A 12,203-nucleotide genomic window follows, 5' to 3' on the forward strand; every position below is an offset into this window, starting at 1 on the left:
CCTCAGTGCAGGCGGAAGCGCGTGTCCATCAGCGACACCAGCCCGAACTGGTCGAGCAGCGCGCGCAGCCGCTCGGCGGCGCTGGCTTTCGCGTGGCCGGTTCGGCGCGCGATGATGAGTTCGTTCTTCATGCTGTGCTCCCAGCCGACGAGTTCGGTCACGGTGACCTGATAGCCGCTCGCTTCGAGGTACAGGCAGCGCAGCACGTTGGTCAGTTGGCTGCCGATCTCGCGCGTGTGCAGCGGGTGCCGCCACAGCTCGGCCAACGGCGTGCGCGACAGCGACAGCGCCTTGCTCTCGCGCAGGCAGGCCGCGACTTCGGCCTGGCAGCAAGGCACCAGCACCATGAACTTCGCCTTCTTCTCGAGGCCGAAGGCGATGGCGTCGTCGGTCGCGGTGTCGCAGGCATGCAACGCCGTCACGACGTCGATCTGCGCAGGCAGCTCCTGTGCATGGGTCGATTCGGCCACCGTGAGGTTCAGGAAGGACATGCGGTCGAAGCCGAGACGATCGGCCAGCACGCGGGAGCGCTCGATCAGCTCGCTGCGGGTCTCGATGCCGTAGACATGGCCAGCGGCGCCGTCCGCGCCGAGCGCCTTGAAGAACAGGTCGTAGATGATGAAGCCGAGATAGGACTTGCCGGCACCATGGTCGGCCAGCGTCGCGCCCTTCCCTTCTCCCGGCAGTTCCCGCAGCAGCTTCTCGATGAACTGGAAGAGGTGATAGACCTGCTTGAGCTTGCGGCGCGAATCCTGGTTCAACCGGCCTTCGCGCGTGAGGATGTGCAGTTCCTTGAGCAATTCGATCGACTGGCCGGGCCGCAGCTCCTGCAGGACATCCGCTTCGGCCTTCATCGCTTTGCTTGCCTTGAGTACCTTGTTCATCGTGCAGAGCCTCCCGGCCCGACGTTCAACGCCGCCCAGCCGGCTGCGCCCAGCGTCTCCATCACCTCGATGTTGCGCTCGAAGATCGCCTCGGCCTCCGGAAAGGCGTCGACCGCACGGCTCACGCTGTCTTCGCGCAGCAGGTGCAGCGTGGGATACGGCGCCCGGTTGGTGGCGTTCGCGATGCCGTCTGGCTCGCTGCCGCCGAACTGGAACTGCGGATGGAAACTCGCCAGTTGCAGCTCGCCATCGAAACCCGCGCGCGCGAGACGGCGTTCCGCGCGGGCGGTGAAATCGTTGAAGTCCAGAAAATCAGCCAAGGTGTTCGGTGCCATCAGAAGGGTGGTGTCGCGCACGGACGCATCGAGCGCGACGAGCGCACGGGCTTCGGCCAGCAGTGCGTCGATCAGTTGCGCCGGGTCGGTGTCGAGGTAGGCGGCGTAGTGGACCTGCCGCTTGACATGCACCGCCTTGGCGAACGGACACAGGTTGAGCCCGATCACCGCCCGTTCCAGCCAGTGCCGCGTGTCGGCCTCGGCTTGCGCGGCGTCGATTGTCGTCGCGCTCACGCGTCCTCCTCGCCTGTCGGGTCTTGTTGCCGTGCAGCTTCGAAGGGCAGCGTGTCCCAGGTCTGACCGGTCAGGCGCTCGTGCTCGCGGATGGCGTAACGGTCGGTCATGCCGGCGATGTAGTCGGCCACGGCGCGCGGCGTATCGGCGCGCTCCGCAAAGGACTCCGGCATTTCTCGCATGTCGCCGAGGTAGGCGGCGAACAGTTCGCGGACGACGACCTGCGCGCGTCCCGTGGTCTGCGTCACTTGCGGATGCCGATAGAGATCGCGGAACAACACGCGCTTGAGCGCGCTCGATTGCTGGCGCATCGCGTGGCTGAACAGCACCAGCGGTGGCGCCTGGCGGACGGCATCGGCGTCGCTCGGCGCGGCGGCGTCGATGGCGGCACGCGTCGCATCGATCACGTCGTAGACCTGCGCGCTGAGCATCCGCCGGATCGTCTCGTACAGCATCCGCCGGCCGCTCAACTGCGGATGCTCGGCCACGGCCTCGCGGCGGTAGCGCTCGAACAGCTCCACCTCGGCCAGTTGATCGATGCCGATCAGCCCGGAGCGCACGCCGTCATCGATGTCGTGCGCGTTGTAGGCGATCTCGTCGGCCAGATTGCAGAGCTGCGCCTCCAGGCCGGGCTGCGTGCGGTCCAGAAAGCGCCGGCCGACGCCGCCGGGCTCCTCCGCCTCGATGCGCTCGGCGTTGGCGCGCGAGCAATGCTTCAGGATGCCCTCGCGCGTCTCGAAGCTCAGGTTCAGGCCGTCGTACTGCGGATAGCGATGCTCGAGTGCATCGACCACGCGCAAGCTTTGCAGGTTGTGCTCGAAGCCGCCGTGCACCGCCATGCATTCGTTCAGTGCGTCCTGCCCCGCGTGGCCGAAAGGCGTGTGGCCGAGATCGTGTGCCAGTGCGATCGCCTCGACCAGGTCTTCATTGAGCTGCAATGACCGTGCGATCGACCGGCCGAGCTGCGCCACCTCGAGCGAATGGGTGAGCCGCGTACGGAACAGGTCGCCTTCGTGATTGAGGAAGACCTGCGTCTTGTAGACCAGCCGGCGAAAGGCGGTCGAATGGACGATGCGGTCGCGGTCGCGCTGAAAGGCGTCGCGCGTCGGCGCCGGCGGCTCCGGAAAGCGACGGCCGCGCGACTGCGCAGGCTGGCTGGCGTAAGGCGCGAGGCTCATCGGGTGGCGCGTCCGTGGCGACTCAGGCAGCGCAGCATTGCGCCAGTACCTCGCGAACCACCGCATCGGGCGCGCCGCGCACCGCGGCCGAACCCGGCTTGTCGATCACCACGAAGCGGATCTCGCCGCCTTCGGACTTCTTGTCGATCTGCATGAGCTCCAGATAACGGTCGGCCCCCAGCGCCGGTCCGACGATCGGCAAGCCGGCGCGCTCGATCAGCCGCGTCAACCGGTCGACGAAAGCGCCGTCGACGCCACCGAGCCGCTGCGACAGGTGGGCGGCCATCACCATGCCGCAGCCGACCGCCTCGCCATGCAGCCATTCGCCGTAACCGAGGCCGGATTCGATCGCATGGCCGAAGGTATGACCGAAATTGAGAATCGCGCGCAGGCCGGCCTCGCGCTCGTCCTGGCCGACCACGAAGGCCTTGATCTCGCAACTGCGCTTGACCGCGTGGGCCAGCGCCGCCGGATCGCGCGCCACCAGCGCGCCGATGTTCTCTTCGATCCAGGCGAGGAACGCCATGTCATGGATCGGCCCGTACTTGATGATCTCGGCCAGCCCCGCGCTGAGCTCGCGCGCCGGCAGCGTCGACAGCGTGCCCAGGTCGCACAGCACCAGCTGCGGCTGGTAGAAGGCGCCGATCATGTTCTTCCCGAGCGGATGGTTGATCGCGGTCTTGCCGCCGACCGACGAATCGACCTGCGCCAGCAGCGTGGTCGGCACCTGCACGAAAGGCACGCCGCGCATGTAAGCAGCGGCGGCGAAACCGGTCATGTCACCCACCACCCCTCCGCCCAGCGCGAACAGCACGGTCTTTCGATCGCTGCCGTGGCCGAGCAGCGCATCGAAGATGAGGTTCAGCGTTTCCCAGTTCTTGTGAACTTCGCCGTCCGGCAGCGCCAGCACGTCCACTCGGCGATAGCGGCCGGCGATGGCCTGTTGCAGCGCCTGTGCATAGAGCGGCGCCACCGTGGTGTTGGTCACGATCAGCGCGCTCGCCGCCGACGGCACCGCGTCGTAGCTGCCCGCATCGCCCAACAGGTCGTTGCCGATGAGGATCGGATAGCTCCGGTCGCCGAGCGGAATGTCGACGCGGACCGGCGGAACCCGGGAATTCTGAAGACCTTGGGACGTGGAAGAGGCGGGCACTGGCATGGCTGCGAGTTTAGGGGCTCGCCCGGACACGAACTGCGCGCCGCGCTTCGATGGCGGCATCGCCCGATGGATCGGCCGGCGGATCAGTCGTCCGTCGACGCGGGCTCGTCCGGCTCGACCAGGATGTCGGCCTGCGCCGGCAATCGCACGACACCCGCCAGCTCCAGCTGCGAAAGGATCATGTTGACCAGCGTCGAGATCGGCGGCCGGCCCGTCTCGACGATCGCATGCGCGACTTCCCGGTAGAGCGGATCGCGCACGCCGTGCAGCTCGTGCAGGCGTCCGAGCGGATCGGCGACCTGCAACAACGGCCGCTTGACGTCATGCCGCAGGCGCCGGAACAGGTCTTCCGGCGACGAGCGCAGATAGAGCACATGGAAATTACCGGTCAGGCAATGCCGGTTGGCCTCGCGCAGCACGGCGCCGCCGCCGGTGGCCACGATCGCATCGCGCGTCGATGCGAGCTCGGCGATCACCGCCTGCTCGACGTCGCGGAAGGCGGCTTCGCCATGGCGTTCGAAGTAGTCGCGGATCGTGCAGCCGATGCGCTGCTCGATCACGTGATCGGTGTCGATGAAAGGGAGCTGGAGACGTTGCCCCAGCCGCCGGCCTACTGCTGATTTGCCGGCGCCGGGCAAGCCGACGAGTGCGACCGCCACGGGAATCGAGACGCCGCGCCTCAGCGGGCGGCGTTGCGGTCGGTGATCATCTTCGGGGTGATAAAAATGAGCATTTCGGTTTTATTGGCAACCCGGTTGCGTGTGCGGAACAAGGCACCGACCACCGGCACCTCACCCAGCACCGGCACGCGCGACTCGTCGTTGCTTTCGGTGAGTTCGAAGATACCACCGATCACCACCGTCCCCCCGTTCTCGACCAGCACCTCGGTCTGCACATGCTTGGTGTTGATCGCGAAGCCCGCCGTGGTCGCCTGGCCGACCGTGTCCTTGTTGACGTCGAGCGACAGGATGATGTTGCCCTCCGGGGTGATCTGCGGCGTGACCTCGAGTTTCAAGTTGGCCTTGCGAAAAGCGATCGAGGTCGCGCCACTGGACGTTGCAACCTGGTACGGCAGCTCGGTGCCCTGCTCGATCAGCGCCTTGGTCTGATCGGCCGTCACCACCCGCGGACTCGACACCACCTTGCCCTTGCCATCGGCCTCGAGCGCAGAGATCTCCAGGTTGAGCATGCGCGTCAGGCTCGAATTGAACAGCGACAGCGCAAACGTGCCGACATCGCCGGAGGTGCTGGTGGCCGGCAGGTTGACGAAGCTGGTGTTGGAATACGCACTGGTGGAGGTCAACGAAGTCACGCCATCGGTGGTGGTCGAGGTGACCGACGGCGTCACGCCCACGGAAGAACGCGTGTTGAGGAAGCCGCCGCCAAGCTTGACACCCAGCGACTTGCTGAAGGTGTCGGTGGCCTCGACGATCCGCGCCTCGATCAGCACCTGGCGCACCGGCACGTCCAGCTTCTGGATCAGGTCGGCCACCTGCGCGAGGCGCGACGGAATGTCGGACACGAACAGCTGGTTGGTGCGCGCCTCGGCGATCACGCTGCCACGCGGACTCAGGATGCGCGCCGCATTGCCCGCCGCGCCGGAGCCAGCCCCAGAACCGGTCGACACGCCGCCGCCGCCCGCAGCGCCGGGCGTGGAAACGCCTGTCAGGCCCTGCGCAATCATCACCGCCTTGGTGTAGTTGAGCTGGAAGGATTGGGTGCGCAACGGCTCGAGGTTCTGGATCGCGGCCTGCGCCTCGAACTCCAGCTTCTCCTTGGCGTTGATCTCTTCCTTGGGTGCGATCCACAGCACGCTGCCGTTCTTGCGCATGCCCAGGTTCTTGGCCTGCATGATGATGTCGAGCGCCTGGTCCCACGGGACGTCCTTCAACCGCAGCGTCAGTGAGCCGGTGACCGAATCGGAAGTGACCACGTTGAAGTTGGTGAAGTCCGCGATCACCTGCAGCAGCGACCGCACCTCGATGTTCTGGAAGTTGAGCGACAGCTTCTCGCCGTTGTAGCCCGCGCCCTGCGTCAGCTTGGTCGGATCGATCTTGCGCGGCCGGACTTCCACCACCAGCTGGTTGTCGCTCTGGTAGGCGCTGTGCTCCCATTCGCCCTTGGGTTCGATCGTCATGCGCACGCGATCGCCCAGCTGCTGCATGCCGATCGATTGGACTGGCGTCCCGAAGTCGGACACGTCGAGCCGGCGGCGCAGGCCTTCCGGCAGCGTCGACCTGGTGAACTCGACCACCAGGGCCTTGCCCTGCGGCCGGATGTCCACGCCGACCTGGCTATTGGCGAGGTCGACGATCACGCGGCCGGCGCCCTCACGGCCCAGGCGAAAGTCGACGTCACGCAGGGGCAATGCGTCGCGGTTGCGATTCTCCGCAAAGCCCGCCGACGCGGACGTGGACAGCGCGGGACGAACAGCCGGTTCCAGCGAGACCACCACGGAGCGCCCCTGGATCTCGGTCCGGTATGCCGTGGGCTGCTTCAGATTCAGCACGAGACGTGTTCGTCCACCGGACTCCACCACGTTGACCGACCGCAGGTTGCCCTGGTTCATGTCGATGACAGAACGGCCGATGGCATTCGAGGCACCAGGGAAATCGAATGCGATGCGCGGCGGCGACTGGATCACGAAGCCCGTCGGCAGCACGGCCGGCTCTTGCGACAGATCGATGCGAACGACTTCGGCACCGGACTGCATCGAGCTCGTGACGGCTTCCAGCGCGTTCTGCGCGTGAGCGAAGGCAGCGAACATGGCCGCAACGCACAGGCCGGCGGTGCGCACCCATCGCCCAGCCGATGATTTTTCTTGGTTCATTTCGATCTGTCTTGCAACTGGAGCGTTGCCATGCGTTCGACCCATTCACCCGCGGCGTCCTGCACGATTTCGCGCAATGACACCTCGGATTCGGTGATGCGATTGACGCGGCCGTAGTTGAGTCCCAGGTAACTGCCGACGCGCACTTGATAGAGCAGCTTGTCGACGCTGACCAACGCCACGGGCTGGCCGCCTCGACTGAGGCTGCCGACCATCGCCATCGTGTCCAGCGGAAAGCTCTCGAGCGCCTCCTTGCGGCGAACGAGTTCCGGGGCCAGGAGCGCGGAAGCCTGGGGTTGCACGGCATCGCGGCGCAGCGCCTGCGTGAGCCTCAAGAGGTCGAATGGCTCCAGCCGGCCATCATCTGCATAAGGCTGCGGCAGGAATCGCTTGGGCTCGATGATGGGCGCGACGGCGGAACGCACCTGCACGCGCTGCTCCGCAACCCATTGCCGCAGCTCGTCCTGGTCGGAATTGCCGCACGCGCTCAAGCAGGCAGCAGACACGGCGATGCATGCCGCACACAGCCGTTTCATTTCTTGCGCACCCCTGCGACATTGGCGCGCTTCTGCGCCGCACGTTCTTCCTCGTCGAGGTAGCGGAAGGTGCGCGCCGTTGCGTCCATCGCCAGACTTCCGTCCTTTTGCGGCGTGATCGCGAGGTTGTTCAGCGTGACGATGCGCGACAGGTTCGCCACGTCGGCCGCGAAGGCACCCATGTCGTGGTATCGGCCGGTCACGCGCAGCGCGATGGGCAGCTCGGCGTAGTAGTCCTTGATCACCACCTGCCCGGGCCGGAACAGCTCGAACTGCAGGCTGCGCCCCAAGCCGGCTTGGTTGATATCGGACAGCAGCGCATCCATCTCGGCCTTGCTGGGCAGTTGCTTCTCGAGCAGCGTCACATATTGCTGTACCTGCTCACGCTGCCTCTTGAGCGCATTGAGGTTTGCAGCCTGCGCGGCTTTCTTCTGATAGTCGGCGCGCAGCACGCGCTCACGGCTGCGCTCGCGCTCGAGTTCGTCATTCGCATGCGTGAGCCAGAGGAGCCACGACAACATCAGCACCAGGCACACGATGGCGGCGAACAGGGCCAGGCGCGGCAATGCGGGCCAGGACCAGGGCTCGCTGGTGTTCAGGTCGCGAAACTGCGCGACGGCACGGCGCAATGCCACTTGCAGGCTGACGGGCGATGCGCGCGAAGTGCGGGAGTCCGGCATGGGCTCAGCCTTTCGCTGCCGTCGCGGCCGCGGCCGCCGCCGGCCTGGCGGGAGCGGCCGCAGGGCGCTCGATGCCGACGCGCATCGTGAAATTCGATACCCGTCGGATGTCCCGCGGCGTCATCGCGACGGTGCCATAGGTGATCTCGACCAGTTCGGGCCGGGTCAGCCAGGATCCTGCACTGCCGAGATTGCGCAGCAGTTCGGACACCCGCTCGTTGGACTGGGCGGTGCCCTGCAGGGTGACCCGCTGGTTTTCCTGCCGCATGCTGGTCAGGTAGACACCGTCGGGCAATTGGCGCGCCAATTCGTTGAGCAGATGCACGGGCAGGTTCCGGTCGCCTTGAAGATCCTCGACCGCTTGCTGCCGGGCGCGCAAGGCGGCGATCTCGGACTGCAGTGCCGAGATTTCCTTGATCTCCGATTCGAGCTTGCCGATCTCGGCCTGGAGATAGCCGTTGGTCGCCTGCTGGGTCGCTATCTGGCTTTGATAGCCGCCATAGGCGGCAGCCGCCATCGCCAGTCCGCCCAGCACGCAGGCACCGAGCAACACATGGAAGTTGTCGCGGCGGCGCTTTCGCGCGGCTTCGCGATGCGGGAGAAGATTGATCAGGATCACTGCTGGAATCTCCGCATCGCCAAGCCGCAGGAGGTCAGGTACGACGGGGCCTCGCGCCGCATCTTTTTCTCCTGGACTGCAGGCCCGATGGCCATTCCGTCGAACGGATTGACAAGAGAACAGGCAAACGAGGTATGGCGCATCACGGCGCTGGTCAGACCGGGCAGCGCGGCCGAGCCGCCGGCCAGCAACACATAGTCGACACGGTTGTGCGGCGTGCTCGCAAAGAAGAACTGCAATGCGCGCCCGATTTCCTGCGCCAGGCTGGCGACGAAGGGCTTGAGCACATGGGCGCCGTAGTCGTCCGGAAGATCGCCATTGCGCTTCTTCGATTCCGCTTCGTCGGCCGAGAAGCCGTACTGCCGCACGATGAGCTGGCTGAGTTGCGCGCCGCCGAAGGCCTGATCGCGGTCGTAAAGTACTTCCTGGTCGCGCAGCACCTGCATGCTGGTGGTGAAAGCGCCGACCTCGAAAAGCGCGACCACGGGCTCGCGACCGTTGCCCGGAAGCTGCGCGATGAGCCGTGCCGCGGCGAGCCGCGAAGCGTAGGACTCGACATCCAGGACCACGGCTTTCAGCCCGGCCGCTTCGGCCAGGCCTTCGCGGTCCTGGACCTTTTCCTTGCGCGAAGCGGCGATCAGCACCTCGACATCGGCGGGGATCTGTTTGCTCGGGCCCAGCACGCAGAAGTCGAGACTCACCTCGTCCAGCGGAAAAGGGATGTAGTGGCTGGCCTCGGACTCGACCTGGAATTCGAGCTCCCTTTCGCTCAAGCCGCCCGGCAACACGATTTTCTTGGTGATCACCGCCGACGACGGCAACGCAAGCGCCGCGTGGCGCGCGCGCGAACCGCTCTTGCGCACGACGCGGCGCAGCGACTCGGCGACTTCATCGAACTTCTCGATGTTGCCGTCCACGATCCAGCCAGGTTCCAGCGGCTCGATGGCGCATCGCTCCAGGGACAGAAGGCCCGTCGGCTCGCGCCCCAGTTCGACGAGCTTCACGCTCGACGAACTGACGTCCAGCCCGATCAGCGACGCGGGCTGTTGGCGAAACAGCGAACCCAGAGCGATCAATCCGGCACCCTATCTATTTGTAACTATTCGAAAAACATGCATATGGTTGCATGCTAGCAGCAACTACCCACGAGTCCGCTGATCAGTCACCGGCGATCGTTGCCAAAAAGCCGACGCAAACGTACGCAGATGCAATTTGCGTCGCAAGACACCGGGCTTCGTCCTCGCAGGTGGCGGAAACCCGAGCGCCGATGCCCCCCGGTTTTTATAATGCGCGGTGACTCTCCCACCCTCCATGCCCGAATCCTCCCCCCCTTCCAAGCCCGACAAGGCACCTGCAAGCCAACGCCCGGTCTGGCTAACCTGGTTGATGCGTCTGGTGTTCTGGGCTTTCGGCATTGCTGCGGCAGGCGTTCTGTCGGTGATCTGCGTGATCGCTGTCGCACTCGCCGTCGCGTACCCCAATCTGCCCGACATCTCCGACCTTTCCGACTACCGCCCGAAGCTGCCGCTGCGTGTCTTCTCCGCTGACGGCGTGCAGATCGGCGAGTTCGGCGAAGAACGCCGCAACCTCACGCCGATCGCCACGATTCCCAAGGTCATGAAGGATGCCGTGCTCGCCGCCGAGGACGCCCGCTTCTACGACCACGGCGGCGTCGACTACAAGGGCATGGTTCGCGCAGGCCTTGCCAACATGAACCGCGTGAAGAGCCAGGGTGCGTCGACCATCACGATGCAGGTCGCGCGCAACGTCTACCTGAGCTCCGAGAAGACGCTGACCCGCAAGATCTACGAAATCCTGCTGACCTTCAAGCTCGAGCATCTTCTGACCAAGGACCAGATCCTGGAGATCTACCTGAACCAGATCTACCTCGGCAATCGCGCCTATGGTTTTGCGGCCGCATCCGAAGCCTATTTCGGCAAGCCGCTGAAGGACATCACGATTGCGCAGGCGGCAATGCTGGCCGGACTGCCGAAGGCGCCCGGCGCGAACAATCCGGTGAACAACCCGACCCGCGCCCGCGCCCGCCAGCTGTATGTGATCGACCGCATGGAAGACTCCGGCTTCATCACCGCGCAACAGGCGGCCGACGCCAAGCAGGAACAACTGCATCTGCGCGACCCGGCCGATCCGGACCGGCTGCATGCCGAGTATGTCGCCGAGACCGTCCGCCAGCTGATGTATGCGCAGTACGGCGACAGCACCTACACGCGCGGACTCAAGGTCTACACGTCGATCGTCTCGACCGACCAGGCCGCCGCATACAAGGCGTTGCGGCGCGGCATCATGGACTATGAGCGGCGGCAGATCTACCGCGGCCCGGAAAAGTTCGTGGAGCTGCCGAACTCGGCCAAGGAGGTCGACGAGGCCGTCGACGATGCGCTGTCGGATCACCCCGACAACGGCGACGTGATGGCGGCCGTCGTGCTGAAGGTCAGCCCCAAGGAAGTCGTCGCCGTGCGCGGCAACGGCGAAGTGCTGCAGATCACCGGCGATGGACTGAAACCGGCGCAGTCCGGCTTGTCCGACAAGGCACCACCCAACATCAAGCTGCGCCGCGGCGCCGTGATCCGCGTGGCGCGTGGCGCCAAGAACAACCTCGAAATCACGCAGCTGCCGGAAGTCGAGGGCGCGTTCGTCGCACTCGATCCGCGCGACGGCGCAGTGAAGGCGATGGTCGGCGGTTTCGACTTCAGCAAGAACAAGTTCAACCACGTCACGCAGGCCTGGCGCCAGCCGGGCTCGAGCTTCAAGCCCTTCATCTATTCGGCATCGCTCGAAAAGGGCTTCTCGCCGGCCACGGTGATCAACGACGCGCCGCTGTTCTTCGATGCGGCAACCACCGGCGGGCAGCCCTGGGAGCCGAAGAACTACGACGGCGGCTTCGAAGGCCCGATGTCGATGCGCCGCGCGCTGATGAAGTCCAAGAACCTGGTGTCGGTGCGCATCCTGCAATCGATCGGCACGCGCTACGCGCAGGACTGGATCACCAACTTCGGCTTCGAGCGCGACAAGCATCCCGCCTACCTGCCGATGGCGCTGGGTGCGGGTTCGGTGACGCCGATGCAGATGGCCACCGCTTATTCGGTGTTCGCCAATGGCGGCTACCGCGTCAATCCGTACCTCGTGACCAAGATCACCGATCACAAGGACAAGGTGCTGGTCGAAACGCAGCCACCGCTGCTCAACGAGACGATGCGCGCCATTCCTCAGCGCAACGCCTTCATCATGGACAGCCTGCTGCAATCGGTGGCGAGCGGTGGCACGGCGGCCAAGGCGCAGGCCTCGCTCAAGCGTCCGGACATCTACGGCAAGACCGGCACCACCAACGATTCGCTCGACGCCTGGTTCGCCGGCTTCCAGCCGACCCGGACCGCCATCGCATGGATGGGATACGACACGCCGCGCAAGCTGGGCGATCGTGAAACGGGCGGCGGACTGAGCCTGCCGATCTGGATCGACTACATGCAGACGGCGCTCAAGGGTGTGCCGGTGACCGACCTCGTGGCGAGCCCGCCGGCCGGCGTGGTCAACGTGGGCGGCGAGTGGTACTTCGACGACTACGCGCCTGGCCGCGGTGTCGCCAGCCTGGGCCTGGACACTGCGCCGGTGCAGCCGGCCGAGGCGATAACGGGTGCCCCGGTCGCACCGAACCCGGCGCCAGAGGAACGCAACAAGATCCTCGATCTGTTCCGGAATTGAAGCGTGAAGCGGCCGGAACGGCCGCTCA

The 12,203-nt window shown here is 65.6% G+C and carries 11 protein-coding genes; 1 reads left to right on the forward strand and 10 read right to left on the reverse strand.

The annotated features are described in order from the left end of the window. Positions 1 to 2 precede the first annotated feature (2 nt). The 10 genes from AC07PZ_RS22255 to AC07PZ_RS22300 form a co-directional block, all read right to left on the reverse strand. Complete coding sequence (locus AC07PZ_RS22255) at positions 3 to 884, reverse strand: class I SAM-dependent methyltransferase (RefSeq protein WP_495297317.1); 882 nt, start codon at positions 882 to 884, stop codon at positions 3 to 5. Beyond that, positions 881 to 1,453 carry a DUF1415 domain-containing protein gene (locus AC07PZ_RS22260; protein ID WP_495297318.1) on the reverse strand — a complete coding sequence of 191 codons (573 nt, stop codon included), beginning with the start codon at positions 1,451 to 1,453 and terminating at the stop codon, positions 881 to 883. Before AC07PZ_RS22260 ends, AC07PZ_RS22255 begins: the two co-directional genes overlap by 4 nt. Beyond that, complete coding sequence (locus AC07PZ_RS22265; RefSeq protein WP_495297319.1) at positions 1,450 to 2,631, reverse strand: deoxyguanosinetriphosphate triphosphohydrolase; 1,182 nt, start codon at positions 2,629 to 2,631, stop codon at positions 1,450 to 1,452. Before AC07PZ_RS22265 ends, AC07PZ_RS22260 begins: the two co-directional genes overlap by 4 nt. 22 nt (positions 2,632 to 2,653) lie before the next feature. Next, entirely contained in the window at positions 2,654 to 3,790 is a 1,137-nt protein-coding gene (aroB, locus tag AC07PZ_RS22270) for a 3-dehydroquinate synthase (RefSeq protein ID WP_495297320.1), read from the reverse strand. An 83-nt stretch (positions 3,791 to 3,873) separates the two neighbouring features. Beyond that, entirely contained in the window at positions 3,874 to 4,449 is a 576-nt protein-coding gene (locus AC07PZ_RS22275) for a shikimate kinase (RefSeq protein WP_495297321.1), read from the reverse strand. Positions 4,450 to 4,469: 20 nt separating this feature from the next. Then, positions 4,470 to 6,620: a type IV pilus secretin PilQ gene (locus AC07PZ_RS22280; RefSeq protein WP_495297322.1), complete on the reverse strand. Its 2,151-nt coding sequence runs from the start codon at positions 6,618 to 6,620 to the stop codon at positions 4,470 to 4,472. Continuing rightward, complete coding sequence (locus tag AC07PZ_RS22285) at positions 6,617 to 7,156, reverse strand: pilus assembly protein PilP (protein WP_495297323.1); 540 nt, start codon at positions 7,154 to 7,156, stop codon at positions 6,617 to 6,619. The genes AC07PZ_RS22280 and AC07PZ_RS22285 overlap by 4 nt, the downstream gene beginning before the upstream one ends. Then, positions 7,153 to 7,836 carry a type IV pilus inner membrane component PilO gene (locus AC07PZ_RS22290; protein ID WP_495297324.1) on the reverse strand — a complete coding sequence of 228 codons (684 nt, stop codon included), beginning with the start codon at positions 7,834 to 7,836 and terminating at the stop codon, positions 7,153 to 7,155. The genes AC07PZ_RS22285 and AC07PZ_RS22290 overlap by 4 nt, the downstream gene beginning before the upstream one ends. A gap of 4 nt (positions 7,837 to 7,840) precedes the next feature. Beyond that, entirely contained in the window at positions 7,841 to 8,455 is a 615-nt protein-coding gene (locus AC07PZ_RS22295; protein ID WP_495297325.1) for a PilN domain-containing protein, read from the reverse strand. Further along, entirely contained in the window at positions 8,452 to 9,531 is a 1,080-nt protein-coding gene (locus AC07PZ_RS22300; protein WP_495297326.1) for a pilus assembly protein PilM, read from the reverse strand. The genes AC07PZ_RS22295 and AC07PZ_RS22300 overlap by 4 nt, the downstream gene beginning before the upstream one ends. A 235-nt stretch (positions 9,532 to 9,766) precedes the next feature. Between AC07PZ_RS22300 and AC07PZ_RS22305 the strand changes: the two genes are divergently transcribed. Continuing rightward, a complete protein-coding gene (locus AC07PZ_RS22305; RefSeq protein WP_495297327.1) occupies positions 9,767 to 12,175 on the forward strand; it encodes a penicillin-binding protein 1A in 2,409 nt (802 codons plus the stop codon). The last annotated feature ends 28 nt before the right edge of the window (positions 12,176 to 12,203 follow it).

The sequence above is a fragment of the Variovorax sp. GW821-FHT10B04 genome, from assembly GCF_059415645.1.